Annotated in this window: 25 protein-coding genes; 10 read left to right on the top strand and 15 right to left on the bottom strand. The window is 66.0% G+C overall.

Annotated elements, in window-relative coordinates; genetic code table 11:
* Positions 1-22 precede the first annotated feature (22 nt).
* Complete coding sequence (locus E3T47_RS14085) at positions 23-1288, bottom strand: hypothetical protein (protein WP_134556684.1); 1266 nt, start codon at positions 1286-1288, stop codon at positions 23-25.
* Between the two features lie 30 nt (positions 1289-1318).
* Positions 1319-1759, bottom strand: a complete 441-nt coding sequence (locus E3T47_RS14080; protein WP_241982279.1) for an EVE domain-containing protein — start codon at positions 1757-1759, stop codon at positions 1319-1321.
* 57 nt (positions 1760-1816) lie between these two features.
* Here E3T47_RS14080 and E3T47_RS14075 point away from each other — a divergent pair, with 57 nt between their 5' ends.
* The 5 genes from E3T47_RS14075 (at position 1817) to E3T47_RS14055 (ending at position 6612) form a co-directional block, all read left to right on the top strand.
* Positions 1817-2368 (top strand): hypothetical protein, encoded by a 552-nt coding sequence (locus tag E3T47_RS14075; protein WP_174844685.1) that lies wholly within the window; start codon positions 1817-1819, stop codon positions 2366-2368.
* A 47-nt stretch (positions 2369-2415) separates the two neighbouring features.
* A complete protein-coding gene (locus E3T47_RS14070; protein WP_134556683.1) occupies positions 2416-3054 on the top strand; it encodes a DUF1684 domain-containing protein in 639 nt (212 codons plus the stop codon).
* Between the two features lie 253 nt (positions 3055-3307).
* The gene (locus E3T47_RS14065) at positions 3308-4909 is read left to right on the top strand and encodes a DEAD/DEAH box helicase (RefSeq protein ID WP_241982278.1); all 1602 of its coding nucleotides are present in this window, start codon (positions 3308-3310) and stop codon (positions 4907-4909) included.
* Between the two features lie 114 nt (positions 4910-5023).
* A complete protein-coding gene (locus E3T47_RS14060; protein WP_134556682.1) occupies positions 5024-5515 on the top strand; it encodes a GNAT family N-acetyltransferase in 492 nt (163 codons plus the stop codon).
* Between the two features lie 101 nt (positions 5516-5616).
* Positions 5617-6612, top strand: coding sequence for a nucleoside hydrolase (locus tag E3T47_RS14055; protein WP_134556681.1), 996 nt, complete (start codon positions 5617-5619; stop codon positions 6610-6612).
* 59 nt (positions 6613-6671) lie between these two features.
* On the opposite strand, the gene E3T47_RS14050 is transcribed toward E3T47_RS14055, so the two are convergent.
* Complete coding sequence (locus E3T47_RS14050) at positions 6672-7256, bottom strand: NUDIX hydrolase family protein (protein WP_104193455.1); 585 nt, start codon at positions 7254-7256, stop codon at positions 6672-6674.
* 298 nt (positions 7257-7554) lie between these two features.
* Here E3T47_RS14050 and E3T47_RS14045 point away from each other — a divergent pair, with 298 nt between their 5' ends.
* The gene (locus E3T47_RS14045; RefSeq protein WP_134556680.1) at positions 7555-8229 is read left to right on the top strand and encodes an alpha/beta hydrolase; all 675 of its coding nucleotides are present in this window, start codon (positions 7555-7557) and stop codon (positions 8227-8229) included.
* Between the two features lie 111 nt (positions 8230-8340).
* Here E3T47_RS14045 and E3T47_RS14040 read toward each other — a convergent pair whose 3' ends face one another.
* Positions 8341-8781 (bottom strand): DUF5997 family protein, encoded by a 441-nt coding sequence (locus tag E3T47_RS14040; protein WP_134556679.1) that lies wholly within the window; start codon positions 8779-8781, stop codon positions 8341-8343.
* A gap of 83 nt (positions 8782-8864) precedes the next feature.
* Here E3T47_RS14040 and E3T47_RS14035 point away from each other — a divergent pair, with 83 nt between their 5' ends.
* On the top strand, positions 8865-9746 hold the full coding sequence (locus tag E3T47_RS14035; RefSeq protein WP_166805728.1) for a LysR family substrate-binding domain-containing protein: 882 nt from the start codon (positions 8865-8867) through the stop codon (positions 9744-9746).
* Positions 9747-9795: 49 nt separating this feature from the next.
* Here E3T47_RS14035 and E3T47_RS14030 read toward each other — a convergent pair whose 3' ends face one another.
* Genes E3T47_RS14030 through E3T47_RS14020 form a run of 3 tightly spaced genes read right to left on the bottom strand, consistent with a single transcriptional unit; the run spans position 9796 to position 12229 of the window.
* Positions 9796-10194 (bottom strand): VOC family protein, encoded by a 399-nt coding sequence (locus tag E3T47_RS14030; protein WP_134556677.1) that lies wholly within the window; start codon positions 10192-10194, stop codon positions 9796-9798.
* Between the two features lie 32 nt (positions 10195-10226).
* The gene (locus E3T47_RS14025; protein ID WP_134556676.1) at positions 10227-11123 is read right to left on the bottom strand and encodes an ABC transporter permease; all 897 of its coding nucleotides are present in this window, start codon (positions 11121-11123) and stop codon (positions 10227-10229) included.
* Positions 11124-11158: 35 nt separating this feature from the next.
* Positions 11159-12229: an ATP-binding cassette domain-containing protein gene (locus tag E3T47_RS14020; RefSeq protein WP_422386502.1), complete on the bottom strand. Its 1071-nt coding sequence runs from the start codon at positions 12227-12229 to the stop codon at positions 11159-11161.
* A 263-nt stretch (positions 12230-12492) separates the two neighbouring features.
* On the opposite strand from E3T47_RS14020, the gene E3T47_RS14015 reads away from it, so the two are divergent.
* Positions 12493-12957 (top strand): hypothetical protein, encoded by a 465-nt coding sequence (locus tag E3T47_RS14015; RefSeq protein WP_134556675.1) that lies wholly within the window; start codon positions 12493-12495, stop codon positions 12955-12957.
* Between the two features lie 113 nt (positions 12958-13070).
* Here the strand turns inward: E3T47_RS14015 and E3T47_RS14010 are convergent, their stop codons facing one another.
* From E3T47_RS14010 to E3T47_RS14000, 3 genes are all read right to left on the bottom strand, one after another.
* Positions 13071-14357 carry an ATP-binding protein gene (locus E3T47_RS14010; RefSeq protein ID WP_134556674.1) on the bottom strand — a complete coding sequence of 429 codons (1287 nt, stop codon included), beginning with the start codon at positions 14355-14357 and terminating at the stop codon, positions 13071-13073.
* Between the two features lie 90 nt (positions 14358-14447).
* Positions 14448-16130 carry an aldehyde dehydrogenase family protein gene (locus E3T47_RS14005; RefSeq protein ID WP_134556673.1) on the bottom strand — a complete coding sequence of 561 codons (1683 nt, stop codon included), beginning with the start codon at positions 16128-16130 and terminating at the stop codon, positions 14448-14450.
* The gene (locus E3T47_RS14000; RefSeq protein ID WP_134556672.1) at positions 16127-16378 is read right to left on the bottom strand and encodes a hypothetical protein; all 252 of its coding nucleotides are present in this window, start codon (positions 16376-16378) and stop codon (positions 16127-16129) included. The genes E3T47_RS14005 and E3T47_RS14000 overlap by 4 nt, the downstream gene beginning before the upstream one ends.
* Positions 16379-16436: 58 nt before the next feature.
* On the opposite strand from E3T47_RS14000, the gene E3T47_RS13995 reads away from it, so the two are divergent.
* On the top strand, positions 16437-16877 hold the full coding sequence (locus E3T47_RS13995) for a MarR family winged helix-turn-helix transcriptional regulator (RefSeq protein ID WP_134556671.1): 441 nt from the start codon (positions 16437-16439) through the stop codon (positions 16875-16877).
* A gap of 92 nt (positions 16878-16969) precedes the next feature.
* On the opposite strand, the gene ald is transcribed toward E3T47_RS13995, so the two are convergent.
* Positions 16970-18085: an alanine dehydrogenase gene (gene ald / locus E3T47_RS13990; RefSeq protein WP_134556670.1), complete on the bottom strand. Its 1116-nt coding sequence runs from the start codon at positions 18083-18085 to the stop codon at positions 16970-16972.
* A gap of 147 nt (positions 18086-18232) precedes the next feature.
* Here ald and E3T47_RS13985 point away from each other — a divergent pair, with 147 nt between their 5' ends.
* Complete coding sequence (locus tag E3T47_RS13985) at positions 18233-18718, top strand: Lrp/AsnC family transcriptional regulator (protein WP_134556669.1); 486 nt, start codon at positions 18233-18235, stop codon at positions 18716-18718.
* 23 nt (positions 18719-18741) lie between these two features.
* On the opposite strand, the gene E3T47_RS13980 is transcribed toward E3T47_RS13985, so the two are convergent.
* Genes E3T47_RS13980 through E3T47_RS13965 form a run of 4 tightly spaced genes read right to left on the bottom strand, consistent with a single transcriptional unit; the run spans position 18742 to position 20914 of the window.
* Positions 18742-19323, bottom strand: a complete 582-nt coding sequence (locus tag E3T47_RS13980) for a DinB family protein (protein ID WP_134556668.1) — start codon at positions 19321-19323, stop codon at positions 18742-18744.
* Positions 19324-19356: 33 nt separating this feature from the next.
* A complete protein-coding gene (locus tag E3T47_RS13975; protein WP_134556667.1) occupies positions 19357-19695 on the bottom strand; it encodes a hypothetical protein in 339 nt (112 codons plus the stop codon).
* Positions 19695-20342 carry an Asp23/Gls24 family envelope stress response protein gene (locus E3T47_RS13970; RefSeq protein ID WP_134556666.1) on the bottom strand — a complete coding sequence of 216 codons (648 nt, stop codon included), beginning with the start codon at positions 20340-20342 and terminating at the stop codon, positions 19695-19697. Before E3T47_RS13970 ends, E3T47_RS13975 begins: the two co-directional genes overlap by 1 nt.
* The gene (locus tag E3T47_RS13965; protein ID WP_241982277.1) at positions 20339-20914 is read right to left on the bottom strand and encodes an RNA polymerase sigma factor; all 576 of its coding nucleotides are present in this window, start codon (positions 20912-20914) and stop codon (positions 20339-20341) included. Before E3T47_RS13965 ends, E3T47_RS13970 begins: the two co-directional genes overlap by 4 nt.
* Positions 20915-20995: the final 81 nt, after the last annotated feature.

The raw sequence follows: 20995 nt of genomic DNA, 5'->3' as shown, positions 1-20995 counted from the left end.
TCTTCAATCACGCGAGAACCGGTCAGTGCGTGTCGTAGCGGGCCAGGGCGTCGGCATCCGTTGCGTGCGTCATAGCTCGGCGGGCCGTATCGAGCGCCGTCACCGGGTCGGCCTCGGCTGTGGCGAGCGCCAGCTGCCGTTCAGCCTCCGCTAGCCGGGTGCGGGCTGCGGCCTGCACCCGCCCACGATGCGTGGCCACGAAGTCGCGGGTCACGGTGATCTGGCTGCGCGCGGTGAGCAGCGCACCGGCCAGGGCTGTGCGCGCGTTGTCGAGCCGCAGCTGCCTGTTTCGCGCCTCCGACCGGATGCTGTCCAATCCGTTCATCGCCGCCTCCAACAGAACGAGATCCGCGGCGGGGTCGCTCGGGCGTCCGGCCTCGCGGAGCGACGCCTGCACCGACGCGGCCTGGGTGATAACTCGGTTGAGGGAGGCGCTCGCGTCAGATTCTTCATGCCCATCACGCAGGGCGCGCGCTTCAGCGAGTTCCGTGCCGGCAGCATCCAGCGCCTGCTGCAGGTTGGCAAGGCCGCGGTGCAGCTGGTCCTCGCCGGTCTCGATCGCATCGAGCAGCTGCGTGGCCTGGAACAGGGCGTGCTCGCCAGCCTGCAACTGCTCACCGACCGGCTCAGCGGATGCCGCTTCGAGGAGCGCTGCCGCGGCATCCGCACTCGCAACCGCCGCCCCGAGCGCAGTGCGTGCCCGGTCGACGTTGCCGCTGATTGGAGAGAGCGCCGAGTCGGAATAGCTAAGGCCTAGCCGGGTGAGCGTGCTCGCGCCGCCCGCGACCCGGTCGGACACCCGGTCGAGGCGTCGGCGCAGTTCGTCGAGCTGCTGCGGGGCATTCCGTTCCACGCCACGTTTGGCCGTGAAGTTGCGGGCCTGGCTGGTCAGCCGGCCGGTCGCCTCATCGGCGAGCTGCACGATCTGCTGGTTCCAGCGAGTGCGCTCGGCGGCGACGTCCGGTACGGCATCATCGAGTTTCTGCTGCAGCGCGAAGGCGTCGCTCAGCTGCCGCCGAGAGGTCGCGAGCGCGGTCGCGAATTCCCGCGTCGCAGATTCGCCGAACTGCGCGATCGCGAAGCCGAGCTCATCGGTGGCGTCCTGCACCAGATCGTCGGCGCGCACGAGGCTGATGTTTGCACTGCGGGCCAGTTCCGCCGCCTCGGCACTCACCTGCCCGAGCCTGGCCCTGGTGCGTCGCCGCGAGGCGCCCACTAATGCCCAGACTCCAGCCACGACGAGGCCGATAACGATGACCGAGGGTACCCACCAGAGATCGCCATTCATATCGAGGAGTCTAATGAGGGATGCTGGGCACTACCGGTCGTCGGCGGAAGGCCGGCGCATCTGCTGCCGGATCATCTCGAAGTCGTGCCGCGAGATCTCGAGCACCCCCCGACGCAGCTGGAAGCCCCAATCTGGGTTCCCCCTGGTCAGTTGCAACACCGATAGCAGCGGACGGATGCTTGTGGGCCAGGCATCCAGGTCGTAGTCGGCCCGGCGGCGCCATGGCCGAAACTCATTGCCGGGGTCGCCCACTCGGTAGGCGTGGGCATCTGCTATACGGCCAATCGCGGTGAACTGCTTGAGCGGATCCCCCTCGATCGCCGTCTTCGGCGAGTAGTAGACGATACCGTCGGCCTCACCCATCTGCGCGATCACGTCGCCCGCCCCGCGGTTGGCGCGGGCAATGCCCAGATCGACCCCACGCAGCACGTGCTCGCGGTGCACTACGCCGAGCCAGAACCGAATTGCCACCCCTCATTTGTACTGCATCCAGTTGTACTGCAGGCCACCGTCAACCAGACTGGGTAGATGCGCGTATTGCTCAAAGAGATCCTCGACTGCACACCGGATGCGGCCTGGCACGCCATCCACAGCCCCGCGGTGTTTCGGGAGGTGAGCAGCCCGTTCATGGCGGTGCAATCGCTCGAAGCCGACGGCTTTCCCACCCGCTGGGAGCCCGGTGAGCACCCCGCCGTGTTCTCCATGCTCGGCCTCGTGCCGATGGGCACCCAGATCATTCGGCTCGCGAACTCCACGCACCGGCCCGACGGGGTGCGCATTCTGCGCGACACCGGCCGCGGGGTTTCTGGCGCACTGAGCGCGGTGACGCTCTGGGATCACCGCATGGCGATCGCGCCAGACCCGGCCGGTACCGGCAAGACGCTCTATCGTGACCAGCTCATTTTTCGAGGCCGACCGGCCACGCTCGCGCTCTGGCCCACGTTCTGGGCGTTCTGGCAGTGGCGCATGTTGCGGCTCAAGCGCCTCGCTCCCACCTGGCAGCACGATGTTGGTATCGACGACCCGACCTTCGTGCCGCTGTCGCAGCGCGTGACACCCGCCGAGACCGACGGCGACTAACGCATGCCTCCGTGGACTCCGTGCCATCCCGCGGTACCGTACCGACCATGAGTTCTTCCCTCGGAGCCTTGCAGATCGCCGACTGGCGTCGCCGCGTGACCGGACTGTATGCGGGGGTGCGCCAGTTGAGTGTGAGCAGCCCGAGAAGCGGACATGAGCTGTGGCGTTCCGGACGGGACGAACTGTTCGCCGGGCATCCGTCGTCGCCGTTGCTGCCCGATGACCGCTCAGCCTTTACCGGCCTGCCGGTTGCCGCCTATGACCCGGACTGGCGGTTCGAGGCCGAACTTCACCGGGCCGAGCAGCCGTATCGAATGAACGTGGAGACCGGGACCGACGGCACTGTTTCCTTCGACCTGGTCGGCACCGTGCGGTTGCCCTACCTCGGTTCGCTCGACGTGTGGCGGCTGGCCAGCTATGGCGGCGGACTTTTCCTACCGCTGAAAGACGCCCTGGCCGGCCACAGCGACGGCACCTACGGCGGAGGGCGTTACCTGCTCGACACCATCAAGGGCGCTGACCTCGGCCCGGGCACGGGCGACGACAGCCTGATCCTCGATTTCAACTTCGCCTACAACCCGTCCTGCGCGTACGACCCGATGTGGGCCTGCCCGCTGCCACAGGGAGGCAATACCATCGACGTCGACGTGCCCGTCGGCGAGCTCTACCACGGCGATCACTCTTAGGGCTCTGCAGCCGATTTGACAGCATCCGTTAGAATACAAGTACTTGCGAGTGCGTAGTTGCGCTTGCTGCGTCGTAGAACGCCCTCTTCTCTATCCGGCGGCCCACCAGGCCGACCTGATTTTTCGAATGAAACATTCTTACGGCGAACGGATGTGCCCTTCGGCACCTTCGCCATGTGAATCCTCCTGGTTCGGTTATCGCTGCGCGGCAATTCGAACGGGCGAGGAGACTGATGCCCCGAAAGGCACCACTTTGTCTACAACCTTTGGCACGCTCGGCGTGCCGGCCCCCCTGGTCAAGGTTCTCTCTTCACAGGGAATCGACACCGCTTTCCCCATTCAGGTCGACACTCTTCCCGACACGCTGAACGGCCGCGACGTACTCGGCCGCGGTAAGACCGGCTCTGGCAAGACCCTGGCCTTCTCCATTCCGATGGTGTCGCGCCTCGGCGGCAACCTCGCTGGCGGCAAGCGCCGCCCGGGCCGCCCGCTCGGCCTGATCCTCGCGCCGACCCGCGAGCTCGCCACGCAGATCACCAACGCCATCACCCCGCTCGCGGAGGCCTACGGCCTCAACACGACCACCATCTTCGGCGGTGTCTCGCAGGGCCGTCAGGTCGCCGCGCTCAAGGCGGGCGTCGACATCGTCGTGGCCTGCCCCGGCCGCCTCGAGGACCTTATGAAGCAGGGCTTCGTGAACCTCGACACCATCGAGATCACCGTGCTCGACGAGGCCGACCACATGGCCGACCTGGGCTTTCTGCCCGTCGTCACCCGCATCCTCGACAAGACGCCCGGCAATGGCCAGCGCATGCTGTTTTCCGCCACGCTCGACAACGGCGTGGACAAGATCGTCAAGCGTTTTCTGCACGACCCGGTGATGCACTCGGTCGATGAGGCTACCAGCCACGTCTCGGCGATGACCCACCATGTGTTCGAGGTCTCCGGCGTCGACGCGAAGAAGGATCTCGTGCAGAAGCTGGCCAGCGGCTCGGGCCGTCGCATCCTTTTCATGCGCACCAAGCACCAGGCCAAGAAGCTTGCCAAAAGCCTCACCGACGCTGGTATCCCCTCGGTCGACCTGCACGGAAACCTCTCGCAGGTCGCCCGTGACCGCAACCTCGCCGCGTTCAGCGCTGGCACGGTCAAGGTCCTTGTCGCAACGGACGTCGCCGCTCGCGGCGTGCACGTGGACGACATCGAACTCGTGATCCACGTTGATCCGCCGGCCGAGCACAAGGCGTACCTGCACCGTTCGGGCCGTACCGCTCGGGCCGGCAGCGCCGGTGACGTCGTCACCGTCGTGCTTCCAGAGCAGAAGCGCGACACCGATGCCCTGCTGCGCAAGGCCGCCATCAAGGTGACCCCGCAGCGCGTGGATTCCTTCTCCCCTGCCGTCGATGCCCTCGTCGGCGACGTCGCCGCCTACGTCAAGCCGGCCCCCCGCGTCGAGGCTCCGCAGCAGCAGCGCCAGTCGCAGGGCGGTCGCTCGCAGGGCGGCCGTGCACAGGGCGGCCGTGCACAGGGCGAGCGCACGGGACGCCCAAGCCGTGACGATGGCTCAAGCCGCGGCGGCCGCTCCGGAGCAAGCCGCGACGGTGCCGGCCAGGGCGGCGCCCGCTCCGAGCGCAGCGATGGCGGTCGCGGCCGGAGCAGCGACACGGCTTCAGCCGGTGGCGCTCGTCGCGAGCGCAGTGGTCGTCCGACCGGTGCGTCCTCCAGCGCACCCCGCACCGGTTCGGCCGCTGGCCGCTCCGGCGGACCCCGCGTTGGTAGCCTCCAGGTCGGCGGACTCGTTCGCGGACCGAGCTCCGGTGGCGCCGGTCGTTCAGCTCAGCGCCGCTCGCAGGGCTAAGCCGCGAGCATCCGCTGGAAACAGCGGTGAAACGGGTCGGTCTCCTCGTGAGGCCGGCCCGTTTGGGGTATCCGGGCGTCAGGCGGCACCCACAAACACGGTTAGTGTCGAACCATGAACACCACAGTTGTCGTTCGACCCGTCAGCGAAGCGGACGCCGAAACCCTGGGCCGCGTACACGCCGCCTGCTGGCATGAAACCTACGACCACCTGCTCAGCCAGGCGGCGCTGTCGCAGTTGCGGCCCCAGCGCCTCGCTGCCCTCTGGCACCGTTTCACAAACCAAGGCGCAGAATACCGCCAGCATGTCGTGCTCGTCGATGGCGAGATCGTCGGCTTCGCTGGCAGCGGACCGAGCCGCGACGGTGACCGCCCCACCCCGCACGAGTTGTTTTTTATGTATCTTCTCGAGGCGAACCACGGCTCGGGTGTCGGTCAGAAACTGTTCGATTCTGTCGTCGATCCCGGCCCATCGTCGCTCTGGGTCGCTGCTGACAACCCCCGAGCTCACGCCTTTTATGCCCGCAACGGCTACGTCCCGGACGGCCTCGAGCGCAACGAAGAGGTGCTCGGCGAGAAGCTGCACGAGGTGCGCCTGGTGCGATAAAGGCCTGCTCACAAGTGCAAACTTCGCCATTCAGCGATTAAATCTAGCCCAAAAACTCCTAATGGGGATTGTCGGCAGATTCATAGCAATAGGGTGAGCGGATGACTCCTTCCACGGCCCCAGAGGCCATCCCCGTCATCCTCGACGTTGATACCGGCGTCGATGACGCCATGGCGATCCTGTTCGCGCTCGCGCACCCCGGCATCAACGTGCTCGGGATTAGCTGTGTGGCCGGCAATGCCTCGCTCGAACGCGTCGTCGACAACACCCTGCGCATTCTCGACGTGGCGGATGCCCCGCCCATTCCGGTCGCGGCCGGGGCACGGCGCCCCCTTCTCGAACCGGCCAGGTCCGCCGCGCACGTGCACGGCAAAAGTGGCCTCGGCACGCTGAAGCTTCCGCCGACCGACCGCCAGGCGGAGGCGATCAGTTCGATCGACCTTATGCATCGACTGATCCAGGCCAGCCCGCACCCGGTCACCCTGGTCGGCCTCGCGCCGCAAACCAACCTGGCATTGCTGCTGCGCCAGTACCCTGACAGTGTCAACAACATTCAGCGCATCGTCTTCATGGGCGGTTCAACCACGGTCGGCAACGCCACGGCTGTCGCCGAGTTCAACGTCTGGCATGATCCGGAAGCCGCGGCCATCGTTCTCGACTCCGGTGTGCCCACCTTCATGTACGGGCTCGACGTGTTCAACCAGGTCGCGATCCCCGAACAGGTCGCCAACGCCCTTGTGCAGAGCGATTCCAACGTAGCCCACGTCATCGGTCGGCTCCTCAGCAACCGGATCGCCCTCGGGGCTGGTCGCAACGCCGAATATACGGGACTGATCGGCGATGCTGGTGCCTTGTGCGCCCTCGTCGACCCGGATGCGCTGCAGACGGCGATGCTTCCGCTGCGAGTGCAGCTCTCCGGCTACGGCCGCGGCCAGACGCTCGTCGACAAGCGCACGCATCCCGGCGAAGACATCATGCACGGCCTCGCCGGCGAGTGGGAAGCCGCGGAGGTCGCCCTCGACGTCGACGTCGATCGGTACGTGCGCCTGTTCCTCGACACGCTCGGCCTCGGTTCGGCGTTGCCGCAGCGGGCCTGACCAGCGTAAGCCGCGCGCGTCGGTATCCGTTCGGCGAACCCCCAGCGTTGGGCGAACTCTCAGTACAGCTGTCCCACCGAGGCGAGGGCCGCGCGCAGCAGGGTGCCGCGGCCGCCTTCCATTTCGGCCGATACGCCAGGGGAGGCGGCCTCGGCCGGGGTCATCCAGGTAATCTCGAGCGCGTCCTGGCGGGGGTCGCAGGTGCCCGAGACGGGAACGACGTAGGCCAGCGAGACGGCGTGCTGGCGGTCATCCGTGTAGGCGGTGATTCCAGGCATGGGAAAGTATTCGGCGACGGTGAACGGCACCGGGCTGGTCGGCAGCTGTGGAAAAGCCATCGGGCCGAGGTCTTTTTCGAGGTGACGAAACAGGGCGTCACGCAGGGTTTCGCCGTACAGTACCCGGCCGGAAACGAGCGTGCGGGTCATTTCGCCGGTCGGTCGGGCGCGCAGCAGTACGCCGACCTCGACGACCTGTCCGAGACCGTCAACCCGCACGGGCACGGCCTCGATATAGAGAATGGGCAGCCGGCGGCGAATCTCGGCGAGCTCAACGTCTTTCAGCCAGCCCGGATTCGTGTTCGGGGCCCCCGCTGGGGGCTTCGGCGTCCAGTCCGGGTCTGGGTCAGGGGTTCGCACGCTCATAGTGCCATTCTGTCCTACGCTGACCCGGGCCGTGCACGCCGGCCCGGATCCGCCCGGCCGCCACGGGTCGGCCTTCTCGACGCTGTCCACATAACCCCTGCAATTTGTGCGGTGCCCGTCCGCGTCTTGGGTGTTGTCGAGCCATCAAGCAGCCCGCGCCAGTTTTCTGCAGGCGTTATGCCGCCCCCGCGACCGAAAGCGTTCCGGAGAAACGCCTGCTAGGCGCAAATCGCCGGCACGGAGATGAAAGTATGGAAGCGCGCGCCGCCCACGCGTCGCGAGCAACGGGGAGGAACCCATGACCACCAGCACCACCATTGACAACGCCGCCGTACTCTGGTCAGCGACCGGTCCCGACCGGGCTGACCGCCCGCTGTTGATCGTCATGCACGGCTATGGCTCGCACGAGGGCGACTTATTCTCGCTCGCCCCGCACCTTCCGCTCGAACCGGTGATCGCGGCCCTCCGCGCGCCGCTGCCGGCACCAGCGCCGCTCACCGACGGCTGGGCCTGGTTTCCGATCAGCGAACCGGGCAGCCCCGACCCGGCCACCGTCACTGCCGCCGCCACCGCCGTGCTCGCCTGGCTCGACACCCTGCCGCAGCGGCCGCCGTCGGTCGGCCTGCTCGGCTTCTCCCAGGGCGGTGCCATGGCGCTCGAGCTGCTGCGCGCCGCGCCCGACCGCTTCAGCTTCGCGGTGAACCTTTCCGGCTTCGTCGCGACCGGCCCGCAGGCGAGCGACGCCGCATTGGCTGAGCAGCCGATCCCGGTGTTCTGGGGCCGCGGCACCACCGACGGCGTTATCCCGGTCAGAGCGATCGAACGCACCCAGGCCTGGCTGCCCGGCCACAGCACCCTGACCGAGCGCATCTACGAGGGGCTGTCCCACTCCATCTCGCAGGCGGAACTCGGTGACGTGGTCAACTTCTTGCGCGTCCAGTACCTGGCAGTCGCGGCCGAACCGACCGTCTGAGCCGTCAGGCGAGCGGACGCCCGCCCAAAGTCCCGCGCTTCACGTCGGGCTGGAGTTGAGCCAATACACCAAAGTTGCGCGTCCCGCGCACCGTCAAATTTCGGACCGCTCCTAGGAACGGTCGCGCTTGGCCTGTTCCTGCGAGGCTTGGCGCTCGACGTGCGCTTTCTTGGCCGCGCGGTGGGCGTCGCGGTCTTTCACCGCGATCTGATCGGCACGAACGCCGGCCTGGGTGGAGCGTTCGAGCACGAGCCAGGCCGGCGGCTGCTGCAGCAGCGTCGCGATCTCGGCGGTGGTCAGCGGGTCGGTGATCTCGCTGCGGGCCAGGCCCGAGATTGAAACGCCGAGCTTGGCGGCGACAACCTGACGCGGGTGCGGGCCGTTCGTGCGCAGTAGCGTGAGCCATTCCGGCGGGTTCGCCATGAGCTCGGCGAGCTCGGTGCGACTGACGAATTCGGTCTGGAACGCGGCCGGTGCCGCGTCGAGCAGAATCCCGAGTTTTTGGGCCGCCGTGGCGGGCTTCATGGTCTGGGGCTTCTTCTCGGAACTCATTGTTCAAGCGTATAGCCTGAGAGGGCCCTCGTTTGGGCAAATCGCACGCTGTACTGCCCTCAACTACCCGAGAAAGGATGCCGGTGAGCTTTTCCATCGCCTTCGTCGCCGGTGTGACCCCCACCAAGTGGACCCGCATCTGGGGCGAACGCCGCCCCGACGTTCCTCTCAGCGTGTTTCGCACCGAGACCGCAGAGCAAATTGCGGTGCTGCATGACGGTCGGGCCGAGATCAGCCTGGTGCGCCTGCCGATCGACGAGACCAACCTGAGCGTCATCAACCTGTACAACGAGATCCCGGTCGTGGTCGCGTCGAAGGATCATTCGACCCTGCAGGCGGATACCGTGCCGCTCGCCGATCTGGCCGGCGAGCACCTGTTGCAGAACCCCGACGATGTGCCCGAGTGGCGTGACCTCGCCGACGAAGTTCGTGACGGTACCCGCCGCGCCCTGCCGCTCATGCGAGACCTCGACGAGACCATGGAACAGGTCGCCGCCGGCGTCGGCATCATCATCGTGCCGCACTCGATCGCCCGGCTGTACGGCCGCAAGGACGTCGTGTCGCGCCCGGTGTCCGGTGTCGCCGACACTCGCATAGCCCTGGCCTGGATCACCCGGGAGACCACCGACGACATTGAGGAATTCGTCGGCATCGTGCGCGGACGCTCCAAAGCGAGCTCCCGCACCGACACCGGTGCGGCAGCGGCCGATGCTGCGGCATCCGCTGAAGCCGAAGCCGGAGCCGGAGCCGGAGCCGGAGCCGACGACACACCCGCGCGCAGCGACGGACGACCGCCCAAACCGCCGCGCAAGCCCAAGAAGACCGACAAGGCTAAGGCCGCGGCCAAAGCGATTCGGGTGGCGGCCGCGAAGGCCAAGCCCGCCGTGCGCAAGAAGGTCGAGAACTCCCCCGGGCGCACGCGTCCCACCAAGAACCCCAATAAGGGAAAGAGTCGCGGCCGCTAGACCGCCAAACCAGCGGATGCCACCACCGTCCCGGGCGGCGCCGCCCGGGCTACGGGTTTTTCAGCACCGACAGAACGTTGCCGGAAGGATCGGTGAACCAGGCGATGTCGGGTCCCTGCCCCCCGCCGGCCGCGATGCCCTTGTCGTTCTGTTCCAAGCCGTCGTAGCGCAAAAACTCTATGCCGCGTTCGGTGAGTTCGTCGACGGTGGCATCGAGGTCGGACACCGCAAAATTCAAAATCGTATAGGTGGCCGGCACGAAATCCGACTTCGGATAAGCGATGACGATCCCTCCGCCGGGCAGGGCGATGCTCAGCAGCCCCATCTCCTCGACCGTAACCACGAGGCCGAGGGTCTCGGCGTAGAAGGTGCGCGCAGCATCGAGGTCGGCGACCGCGAATCCACTGAAGCCAGCGACAATGCCGACGTTGTGCTCAGTCTGGGCCATGAGGGGGAACTCCTTCAGTTGGGACCAATCGGTCAGCGGGAGCTGATCGACGCGAACTTACGGATGCACAGCGGCACGAACACGAGCAGCATCACGGCGATGCCGATGAGCACGGTCAAAATCGGGTTCTGCATGGTCCAGATGTCGGGCACCGGCGCCGTGCCGAGGTTTCCGAACAGCTGCCGTACAGCCTGAACGAGCGAGGACACCGGGTTCCACTCGGCGAACACGCGCAGCGCGGTCGGCAGCGTTTCGCTCGGCACGAACGCGTTTGAGACGAAGGTCAACGGAAACAGGATGAGGAACGAGGCATTGTTGATGACCTCCGGACTCTTCACGCTCATGCCGAGCAGCGCCATCACCCAGCTGAAGGCATAGCCGAACAACAAGAGCAAACCGACCCCAGCCAGAAACTCCGGTGGTGAAGTGTTGACCCGCCAGCCGACCGCGAGGCCGGTTGCCATCATGATGACCATGGAGATGATATTCAGCACGAGGTCGCCGTTCGTGCGGCCGATCAGCACAGCGGATGCGTTCATCGGCAGGCTCCGAAAGCGGTCAATAATGCCTTCCTTCAGGTCGAGCGCCATGGCCGCGCCGGAGAACGTCGCCCCGAACACGACCGTCTGGGCGAAGATGCCAGCCATGAGGAACTGCGTGTAGTCGCTGCCCTCCACCGCGATGGCGCCACCATAGACCTGGCTGAACAGCAGCACGAACATGATCGGCTGGATCACGGCGAAGACGAGCATGTCGGGCGAGCGCTTGATCTTGATCAGGTTGCGTTTGGTGACCGTCCAGCCATCGGAATACCACAGCGCCAACGGGTTCCAGGTGGGCAGCGGGGGCAGGGTCCCTACCCGGGATTCCCCGCTCGCGCGCGTCGCAGACTCGGTCGTGGCCAGCCCGGCCGTCCCCGGCTGGGTCATAGCGTCATTGGTTTGGAGACCGGCGTGTCGGGGGCTCATTTGACGCTCTCCAGATCTGACGCTGCGGCATCCGCTGCGGTAGCTGCTCGTGCCTGGTCTTGTTTGGCTTGCGCCCGTTTCGAGAGCTTGGGCCCGCCGGCATCATCGTCGTCGGCCGCGTCCAAATCGGCTTTGTGACCGGTGAGTTTGAGGAACACGTCGTCGAGGGTGGGGCGGCGCATGCCCGCGTCGTGCAGGTTGATCTGCGCGGCACGCAGGTCGGCGAGCATATTCTGCAGCGCGGTCGGGCCGTCGGTGACGGCGACTTCGACTGCGCGACCGTCGGTAGAGATCGATGGTTCGCCCGATCCGTGCCGGGCGAGAATGTCGTGGGCAGCCGCGCCGTTGGCGGCATCGACGAGTGCCACAACTACGCGGTGCCCGCCGATCTGCGCCTTGAGCTGATCAGAGGTGCCCTCGGCGATGACGCGGCCGTCGTCGATGACGACGATGTCATCGGCGAGCTGGTCGGCCTCTTCGAGGTATTGCGTGGTCAGCAGCACGGTCGTGCCGTCGGCGACGAGGCGTTTGATGACATCCCACAGTGCGATACGGCTGCGCGGGTCGAGCCCCGTGGTCGGCTCGTCGAGAAAGAGCACCTTGGGGTTGATCACGAGCGCTCCGGCAAGGTCGATGCGGCGGCGCATGCCGCCAGAGAACCCCTTGACTGGCCGGTTGCCGGCGGCGGTGAGTTCGAACAGGTCGATGAGCTCCTTCGCTCGTTGGCGGGCCGCAGCGCCGCCCAGGTGGTACAGGCGACCGACCATCTCGAGGTTTTCGAAACCCGTGAGGTTCTCGTCGACGGCAGCGTACTGGCCGGACACCCCGATGATGCGGCGCACCGACTTGGGGTGGCGCACGACGTCGATTCCGTCGATGACGGCGGTGCCGGCATCCGGTCGAATCAGTGTCGTGAGCATTTTCACGACGGTGGTTTTTCCGGCCCCGTTGGGGCCGAGCAACGCTTTGACCGTGCCCCGCGGAACCTGTAGGTCGAGTCCTGCGAGCGCGTGCACCGGCCCGCTCTTGGACTGGTAGGTCTTGGTCAGGCCTTGGGCCTCAATGATCACGGGGCATCCTTGCGGTATCGGTGTAGCAAGAAGGTTCGCTGCAATGCTAGTAACGCCCCCCTGCTTCGACAACCGCGGAGTGTGATTCCGCCCGGTCCGGCACGCTGGGTTGCGGCGAAACGCAACCTCGCGAATACGCACAGTCCCCGTCTCTGCCTGACAGCAAACATGGAGAGTGCTATGGACTGCTTATGATTCGGCCGAGGGTGCTCGATGCATGTCACGGTGTACGCGGGGAAAGTCCCCATCGAAAGGTAATTATGTCTACGACCACTCCGCGATCGCCGGCCCGAGACGCGCGGTCGATCGAATTGCACTCGAACAACCCGAGTGCTCGTCTAATCGACCAGCATCTGCTAACTCGCCGCCTCACGGTCGCGCTCTCGCTCGCCGTCGTTGCTGCAATTCACATCCTCGATCTACCCGGCAAGTTCGCAGAAACTCCCTACCTGGCGATCGCTTACATCGGGCTGATCATCGCCTCCGCCGTCATCATCGAGCGAGTACTCGTTGTCGGCACGCGACTCGACTTTTTGGCCGCTGCAGCACTGTCGGCCTTGGTCATTGTCGGGTTCATCATCAATCGCACCGTTGGCATGCCGATGGCTACCGGCGACATCGGAAACTGGCTCGAACCGCTCGGCCTTCTCTCACTCGTAGTCGAGGGTTTTGTCATCTGGCAGGCGCTCGTCGCCGTCGCACTCCACCGCCGTTCTGGGCGCTGACTCCCGAGTCGCTCCAGTGTCGTGTCAGCGGATATCGTTGGCCGGTATCGGGGTCCGATCCCGGCATCCCGGGTCTAACGACCGCCCGATTGTCCCCGCGTCGGGCCCAATTGCTAGAGCCGGGCGAGCCGCTCGATGTCTTCGAGAAACTCCGCCGCGACCTCGTCAGACACGGTTCGGCGGGTTTCGGAGATCGCTAGGGCGTAGTCCTCGGTGCTCGGGCCGTTGATGACCGGCCCGTCGCCGGTTCGGTACAGGGCCTTCTCAAGCGCGTGCTGGGAGGCCCGGTGGGCCGCGTACTCGACGTCGGCCGGGGAGAAGCCGTCGCTCTGTTCGACCAGAACGGCGAGGTCAACCTCGTCGGACACGCTTTCCGGAACGTAGCGCTCCCAAATGGCTTGGCGGGCGGCGACATCCGGCAGCCCGATCGGCACCACATAGTCGAAGCGGCCGTGCCGGAGAAAGGCGGAGTCGAGCGCGCGAATGAAGTTGGTCGCACAGACCAGCAGGCGTCCAGGCTGTTCGCGAAAGGCCGGGATGATCTTCAGCAATTCGTTGGTCACACCCTGCATCGCCGACGGCGGTTCACCAGAGCGCTGCGCGGCGATCTCCTCGACCTCGTCGATGAATACGACCGCGTGTTCGAGTTCGGAGATCTTGAGGAAGGTTTCACGCAGCGCGCCCGCGAGGCCCTGCGGGTCGGTCGCGAGGCGCGACGGGAAGACCTCGATGAACGACCACTCCAGGCGAGAGGCGATCGCCTTGGCGAAGGTCGTCTTTCCGGTGCCGGGAGGGCCGAACAGCACGACGGCCTTGGGCGGCGAGACCCCATATTGCTCGGCCAGTTCGGGTTTGGCCAGGGGCATGACAAGTCTGCGTTCAAGCATTTCCTTCTCGCGCGCCATACCGCCGACCTTCTGCCACAGGTCGCGAGGCAGCACCCGCCCGCCGAGCTCACCGAGCAGTTTGAGCTCTTCCCGCTGCACGGGAATGTGCCGCTCGAAGTAGCGCAGGTTCTTCTTCACCTCGAACCCACGGTTGAGGAAGGCGTCGATCTTCGTCTCGGATTCGGGCATGAGCGCCGACAGTTTGGTCATGCCGTGCGGGGCCATCCGCGCTTCGAGTCCGGCGAGCATGGCCGTGCCGATGCCCTGGCTCTGCCAGTTCGCCGAGGTCGCCAGGAAAACGATCCAGCCCTGCGCGTGGGCGGCTCGTCCGACGGCAGCACCAACCACCTCGTCACCGTGTACCGCGACGACGGCATGGTCCTTCTGGCAGGAGGCGAGCACCTCGGACAATCCGTACACCGGCTCGGTGTCGGAGGCCTTGATCTCTTCCCACAGGCGCAGGATGCCGTCCAGATCATCGGAATGAAAATCGCGCAGTCGCCAGCCAGTCATCGTGAACCTCGCATCTTTGGGTGTACTGCCAATCTATTGCACGCGCTCTCGTGGCCCGTCCGCCAAGTAGCCTTCAGGATCTGAAGGATCTCAGGCGCGGAAGGCGGCGGCGAGAATGCGCGGCAGCTTGCGCGCCGATGGCTCGGCGGCGAATTCGGTCAGCAGCCGAGCGGTCCGCGCGCCGCTTCGAGCCGACACGAACCACGGCGGTTTCGGCAGCAGCGCCCATTCGCCGTGCACGAGCGAGCGCGGAAACGGTCGGAACGGTCCGCGCACGACGGTGCGCTCGACCTCATCGAGGAGGAGCGCGTTGTGCACCACTCCGAGGCCGCTGCCTATTTTCTCGAGGGTGTGCCCCGGAAATGCACCCCAGGGCACCGCCGCCGAGAGAAAGCCGACGCCGGTCCAGGCGTTGATCGCGATGGTTCCGTACCGCAGACGCGCGACGGCAAGCCCGAACTCCGGCCCGAGCCGCCGAATCGTGCCCGGCAGCCCGAGAATATTAACACCGAGGGTGCCGAGAAAGTCACGGTTCACCGTAGCGACGGCCGTGTCGAGGAAGGCCTGGCCGGAGCCGGGCAGCTCCAGCACGCCGAGCACCGGTGCGAAGTATTCCGTGGTGAGCATATCTTCGGCTGAAGCGAATGCTGTACCCACAGCGGCGTCCGCGGCCGCCACAATCAGACGCCCGCCGGGAATCGTCCGGGCGGAGGGGTAAGCGGCGCGGGCCGCTCGCATCCGCTCTTCGCTGCCGGGATACCAGGCCGGACGCGCCGACGCGGTCGCAAGGGCCGCCGCGACCGCGTCGAGAAACGCGGCCTTCTGCGGCCAGGCGGAGCTCACCAGAAGCACCTGACCGGCAATGCAGTTGTAGCCGCCGTTGTGCAGCCGCATGGTTGCCACGTGATCGGCCTGGTAGCGCAGGTCTCGGGCGCTCCACCGGCCCGGCAGTACGATGATCGGCGAGACGCCGCCGAGTTCACTGCTGATCGGCTTGTCGAGGCGGGGAGAATCGGAGCCGCCGAACACGATTGCGTCGTGGGTACCCGCGCTACCGGTGATGTGTACGTGGCTGATGCCGGGGTGGTGGGCGAGGTAGTCGCCCACGTCGGCACCGCCGGTGACGATGCGCAGCAGGCCCTGCTCGATGAGCGGGGCGAGGGCCGCGCGATAGATCGGCAGCAGTCCATCGAAGGTCGGGTTGAGCTTGAGAATCGAGACCCGATTGTGCGCCACCAGCTCGTAGAGAACGTCGAGCGGCGCGATCGAGGTGATGTTACCGGCGCCGAGCACGAGGCCGACACCGGCGCGCGCCGTCGGGGTTAGCTGGCCCAGCCCCGCCCGAGCCCGAGCCTGCGCCCTCGTGATGCCCGGTCTGAGCCAGGCACGGGCCGTGAAGCCGTGTAGCAGCAGGCCGTCATACCGGTTGTGCGGGAGCACAGCAACCGTGACTCGACCGCCCGGCGCCCGCCCGAACCATCGACCGGCGAGCGGGTTGCGCCCCAAAGCGAACGTTCGCAGCGTGCGGCCGAGGGCGGTCAGCGAAGTGAGTACGCCGTAAGGACCAGTCAGCCACTCTTCACCGATCAGCGGCGATGACGGATCGAGGCCCTTCGCGCGCGCCGCCGCAGCGACCCAGCGCTCAGCCTCGCCGGCAACGGATGCCCGCGTACAGGCCAGCAGCTCGGCGCGCGCCGCCAGAGTGCTCGCCACCCACCGCTCACTTCCGGCGCCGAGCTCGGCGATTGCGCGATCGAGCTCAGCGGTGTTCATTCCGCCGGGTGTGCCGCAACCGGGCAATACAGCTGGGTGCGCTCGCCGCTGCGGTCGATATCGTGCTGGTCCATGGGCTGAGCACAGATCGGGCAGCTGCGCACGCGCGCGGGCCCTGCTGGCAGCAGGTCGGACCCGCTCAGCCCGACTGGCGGTGGCCCGAGAATGGGAAATAGTCGACCGTTGAGCCAGGCAGTCAGCCCGCCGGGTCCCTTGCTGCGCGGGCGGGATTCCTTACCGTGTGTCATAACTGTTAGTGTACTAACTAAATGTACGAAGAACAACCGGACGAAACGGAACGCCGCCATGACAGCACCAACGCTCGAGAACCCACTCGCGCTCGACAACCAGGTCTGCTTCGCCCTCGCGATCGCCTCACGCAATGTCATCGCCCTGTATCGCCCGATTCTCGAGCCGCTCGGCCTCACTCACCCGCAGTACCTCGTGATGCTCGCCCTCTGGGACGAGAGCCCGCGCACCCTCAAGGGCCTCAGCCTGACCCTCTGTCTCGAGCCAGCTACCCTCTCCCCGCTGCTCAAGCGATTGGAGACCACCGGCTACGTGCATCGCCAGCGCCGTGTGGCCGACGAACGCACGCTCGACGTCACCTTGACCGCTCGAGGCAGAGACCTGCGTGCGGTGGCCGAGACCATTCCGCCGCGGGTCGTCGCGGCCCTCAATCTTCCGCTCGAGGAGCTTGCCGCCCTGCGCGACGCCCTGCACCGAGTGATGGCCGCGACCGCCTAGAGCGACGCCGGGGGCTGCACCCGCCGAGCGGATGCCGCTACCGGCGTTCAGTCCGCCTGGCGTTCGTCAAAGTTGTCAGGCGCGCAGGGCAATTAGGCGATCGCGTCGGCGACCGTCAGCAACTCCGCGTGGAACGCTGACGCCACATGTGCGTTGGTGATGCGTCCGTCGTGGGTGTTGAGGCCCTGGGCGAGGGCTGCGTCTTCGGCGATCGCCTTCTTCCAGCCCTTCTGGGCCAGCGCGACGACGTAGGGCAGGGTCGCGTTGGTCAGCGCGCGGGTCGACGTGGCCGGCACGGCGCCGGGCATGTTGGCGACGCAGTAGTAGATGCTGTCGTGCACCGCGAAGGTGGGGTTGTCGTGCGTCGTGGCGTGCGAGCCCTCGAAGCAGCCGCCCTGGTCGATCGCAATGTCCACGAGCACGGAACCCGGCTTCATCGACGCGACCATGGAGTCGGTGACGAGCTTGGGTGCCTGCGCGCCCGGAATCAGCACAGAGCCGATCACAAGGTCGGCCTCCCGCACCTGCTCGGCAATCTCGTATTGGGTGGACACGCGCGTCTGGATCTCGCCGTTGAAACGGGCCTCGAGCTGGCGCAGGCGAGCCAGCGACAGGTCGATGATCGTCACGTCGGCGCCCATGCCGAGCGCATTGGCCGCAGCATGCTCGCCGGCGACGCCGCCGCCGATCACCACGACCCTGGCCTTCGGGGTGCCGGGCACGCCGCCGAGCAGAATTCCGCTGCCGCCGTTAGCGCTCAGCAGGTGGTAGGCACCGACCTGCACCGACAAGCGGCCGGCGACCTCGCTCATCGGGGAGAGCAGTGGCAGGCTTCGGTCGGACAGCTGCACCGTCTCGTAGGCGATCGCGGTCGTGCCCGACGCGAGCAGCGCCTCGGTGCACGCAGCGGACGCCGCGAGGTGCAGATAGGTGAACAGCACCTGCCCCCGGCGCATCAACGGATACTCACTGGCGATGGGCTCCTTGACCTTCAGGAGCAGTTCGGCCGCGGCCCAGACTTCGGCGGCGGTGTCGACGATGGATGCCCCGGCGAGGCGAAAAGCATCATCGGTGATGCTCGAACCGAGCCCGGCACCCTTTTCAATGATGACTTCGTGGCCGCGGCGAGTGAGCTCGTTAACGCCGGCCGGGGTGATCGCGACGCGGTTCTCGTTGTTCTTGATCTCTGTGGGAATGCCGACCAACATGAGTGCTCCGTCTCGGGGTTACTGCCGAACGACTCGGCGCTGATAGACGTAAGACTGCTATTGATTCGTTTCGGCTGGGTAAAATCCGTAGAATCTGCCAGACTTCAAAAATATTCCACGAAATATGCGGCCACGAGGAGATGTGCGATGGCAGAAACGAAGAGGATTCGGGTGATCGAGACCCTCGACGAGGTCGACCGCATCCTGGTCACAGCACTGCAGGCCGATTCCCGCACCACCAACAGCCGGCTGGCGAGCGCGGCCGGTATCGCCGAGTCCACCTGCGTCTCCCGGGTGCGGTCCCTGGTAAGCCGCGGAATCGTCACCGAATTCACGGCCATGGTCGATCCCAAATCAATCGGGCTCGGTCTGCAGGCGCTGATCAGTGTGAGCATTCGGGCCGGCGCCCGCACGCACATCCCGGCTTTCCGCGACTCGATCCGGGTCATGCCGCGCGTCGTGCAGCTGTTCTTTCTCGGTGGGTCCGAGGATTTCATCATTCACCTGTCGGCCCGCGATACCGACGACGTGCGCGATTTCGTGCTGGAAAACCTGTCCGCTAATCCCGCGGTGGCCTCCACCCGCACGAGCATGGTGTTCGAGCACTTCTACAATGGCGTTGCCCCGGAATAGGTCGGGCAAATCGACAGGTCAGGCTATTCGCGCCAGTAGCCCGCCTTGCCGAGCAATTGCACCTCGCGAGTCGCATCAGCCGGAACCGGCACCTCGGGCGGGAACACACCGAATCCGCGCCACATTTCAATGTCGGGAGCGATCTGCTCCCACAGGTTCTCTACCAGCACGTCGGGCAGCGAGTAGTCGAGCCCCACATGCCTGGCGATGCTCCAAGCCTGGAACGCGCGATACAGAGCGGTGTGCTGCAGCGCCTCACTGAGCGGATAATCTCCGTAGCTGAGGTGCGTGACCCTGTCCGGGTCCAGGTCACCCATAACCACCTTCGTCGTCGCTTCGTTGATGCGGTCATAATTCCGGATCGGATCGCCACCGAGCAGATCGCCCTTGTAGGTATCGCCGACTTCCTCGATCGTTTTCCCCTCGAGCACCGCGGGCAGCCAGGCTTCGTCTTCGGCGTGCGAGGCAAGAATGTCGCGCAGGGTCGGATTCTCTTTGAGCGACCACTCGGCCGGGGCCGACAGGTCGAGCTGCGCGGCGGTGATCTGGTCGACGACGGAGCGCAACGCGGCATCCGCTTGAAGGAAAAGCTCTCTCTGCTTCATCTGAGGCAAGCTAGCACGGCTGAACGCGAACAGCTAGACGCTCAGCCTCACGCTGGCCACGACCACGGCGATCTGTTCAATCGACGGGTTGCCGGCTTGCTGCAGGTGCGCGGCGATGGCATCGTGCACCCGACGGCTGACTGCTGTCGAGGACTCGGCGGCCCCGATACCGATCTTCGCCGTGACCCGCACGCCGTTGGACCGCTGCACGACGTGCACCAGGGGCGCAGCGGGCGAGCGATGCGCCACCGCGTCAAGCGTGGCGGTGAGCACGGCGTCCACGATCGACCCGGCCGGGTACAAGGTGTCGACACCGGGCACTTGACGCACCAGCGCATCAAGCTGGTCGCTGACGGGAGGAACCGAGGTCATCAATGCTCTATTTCTCTAACGGATGCATCGGGCAGAGCGTGCAGATCACTCACCGTGATGTCGATGGCCACCACGACGAGTTCCGTGTACTTACTCAGCGCGGCGTACATCGCCTGTCGCAACTGCGCTGCCAACAGCGGTATATTCTCTCCCGGGAATACGGTCACGTCGACCCGAATCGAGATCGGCGCGCCGGGCACGCCGACGTCGCCGACCAACGCACACCGGCCGACAAACATGTTCTGCATGCTGTCGCCGGTCTCGCGCAGAATGCCGCGCACCGCACCCTCCGTCACGACGAGGCGTGCGGTCGACGACGGGTGGGTCAGCGGAATCTCCCGGCCGGCGTGTGCTTCCAGCGTGATGTTGGCCAGAATCGACGCAACCCAGCCGTCGTCGCGCAGCGATTCACGTTCGAGGTCTCTGTCGAGCAGCGTCTGCCGGGCCCGACGCAGGCGTTCGAGACCGCGCAAGGCGATTTCGCATTCCGGCGAATCATCGATGCGAGGGTCGGCGGGAACTCGCCCCTGGTCGAGATAGTCGCTGAGCTGTTCAATGGTGTGCCCGTTCAGCCCGGCCTGTTCTCGAACGGTGTCGTCCAGATCGAAAGCAACGAAGCGCTCGTCTGCCGGTGTCAGTTCAGTCAACGCCAGTCCTCCATCTCTCGGAGTAGGGTCTTGCGGGCCCGTGCCAGCAAGCCGCGCACGGTTGATAACGGGAGGTGCAACTCGGTTGCAATGTCACCGTAGCTGTACTCGGCTAGTTCGCGCAGAGTCCAGCAGCGTCGTTGGTCCTCGGGAAGAGCAGCGAGTACCCGGGCGAGGGCCTCGGTCTGGGACTCAACCTCAGCGACGACGTGGGGGGCGTCACTCTCTCGCGCCGGGGCATCCGTGTCGTCGATGTTGGCGTGGGCACGCCGAGCGCGCAGCCGATCGATACTCTTACGACTGACGATGCGCATAAGCCAACTCTTGACAGCGCTGCCATCGTCGAGGGTGCCCATTTGCTGCCACGCCGTGATGAATGACTCTTGCACGACGTCGTCGGTCTCGTCGTTAGAGCCGAGAACCCTGGTCGCGTAAACCCGCATGAGCGGTCCGTAGCGCCGTACGAGCACTTCGAAGGCACGCAGGTCGCCATCGGCGGCGCGCTCGGCGAGTACTCGGTCGGCGGCCGCATCGAGCTGCGACGCGACCTGCTCACGCACTGTGCCCGGCACATCTTCTCCTCATGCAAACGGTTGCAGAATATTTCTCATCTTCGCGTGACGAATATGCCACGGATTTCGTCCTACAGGTAA

It is taken from the genome of Cryobacterium ruanii, from assembly GCF_004404055.1.
In the GTDB taxonomy this organism is placed as follows: Bacteria; Actinomycetota; Actinomycetes; order Actinomycetales; family Microbacteriaceae; genus Cryobacterium; species Cryobacterium ruanii.
The sequence above is the reverse complement of the archived record's forward strand: the minus strand, read 5'-3'. Positions and strand labels throughout refer to the sequence as shown.

What these genes read in the sequence shown, in the direction of transcription:
- E3T47_RS14050 (WP_104193455.1), bottom strand. Translation starts at nt 7,256, where the DNA reads ATGAGCGTGCGAACCCCTGACCCAGACCCGGACTGGACGCCGAAGCCC.
- E3T47_RS14040 (WP_134556679.1), bottom strand. Translation starts at nt 8,781, where the DNA reads ATGAGTTCCGAGAAGAAGCCCCAGACCATGAAGCCCGCCACGGCGGCC.
- E3T47_RS13980 (WP_134556668.1), bottom strand. Translation starts at nt 19,323, where the DNA reads ATGAAGCAGAGAGAGCTTTTCCTTCAAGCGGATGCCGCGTTGCGCTCC.
- E3T47_RS14015 (WP_134556675.1), top strand. Translation starts at nt 12,493, where the DNA reads ATGTCTACGACCACTCCGCGATCGCCGGCCCGAGACGCGCGGTCGATC.
- E3T47_RS14075 (WP_174844685.1), top strand. Translation starts at nt 1,817, where the DNA reads ATGCGCGTATTGCTCAAAGAGATCCTCGACTGCACACCGGATGCGGCC.
- E3T47_RS14060 (WP_134556682.1), top strand. Translation starts at nt 5,024, where the DNA reads ATGAACACCACAGTTGTCGTTCGACCCGTCAGCGAAGCGGACGCCGAA.
- E3T47_RS13985 (WP_134556669.1), top strand. Translation starts at nt 18,233, where the DNA reads ATGGCAGAAACGAAGAGGATTCGGGTGATCGAGACCCTCGACGAGGTC.
- E3T47_RS14005 (WP_134556673.1), bottom strand. Translation starts at nt 16,130, where the DNA reads ATGAACACCGCTGAGCTCGATCGCGCAATCGCCGAGCTCGGCGCCGGA.
- E3T47_RS14000 (WP_134556672.1), bottom strand. Translation starts at nt 16,378, where the DNA reads ATGACACACGGTAAGGAATCCCGCCCGCGCAGCAAGGGACCCGGCGGG.
- E3T47_RS13975 (WP_134556667.1), bottom strand. Translation starts at nt 19,695, where the DNA reads ATGACCTCGGTTCCTCCCGTCAGCGACCAGCTTGATGCGCTGGTGCGT.
- E3T47_RS14010 (WP_134556674.1), bottom strand. Translation starts at nt 14,357, where the DNA reads ATGACTGGCTGGCGACTGCGCGATTTTCATTCCGATGATCTGGACGGC.
- E3T47_RS14085 (WP_134556684.1), bottom strand. Translation starts at nt 1,288, where the DNA reads ATGAATGGCGATCTCTGGTGGGTACCCTCGGTCATCGTTATCGGCCTC.
- E3T47_RS14030 (WP_134556677.1), bottom strand. Translation starts at nt 10,194, where the DNA reads ATGGCCCAGACTGAGCACAACGTCGGCATTGTCGCTGGCTTCAGTGGA.
- E3T47_RS14070 (WP_134556683.1), top strand. Translation starts at nt 2,416, where the DNA reads ATGAGTTCTTCCCTCGGAGCCTTGCAGATCGCCGACTGGCGTCGCCGC.
- E3T47_RS14025 (WP_134556676.1), bottom strand. Translation starts at nt 11,123, where the DNA reads ATGACCCAGCCGGGGACGGCCGGGCTGGCCACGACCGAGTCTGCGACG.
- E3T47_RS14045 (WP_134556680.1), top strand. Translation starts at nt 7,555, where the DNA reads ATGACCACCAGCACCACCATTGACAACGCCGCCGTACTCTGGTCAGCG.
- E3T47_RS13995 (WP_134556671.1), top strand. Translation starts at nt 16,437, where the DNA reads ATGACAGCACCAACGCTCGAGAACCCACTCGCGCTCGACAACCAGGTC.
- ald (WP_134556670.1), bottom strand. Translation starts at nt 18,085, where the DNA reads ATGTTGGTCGGCATTCCCACAGAGATCAAGAACAACGAGAACCGCGTC.
- E3T47_RS14055 (WP_134556681.1), top strand. Translation starts at nt 5,617, where the DNA reads ATGACTCCTTCCACGGCCCCAGAGGCCATCCCCGTCATCCTCGACGTT.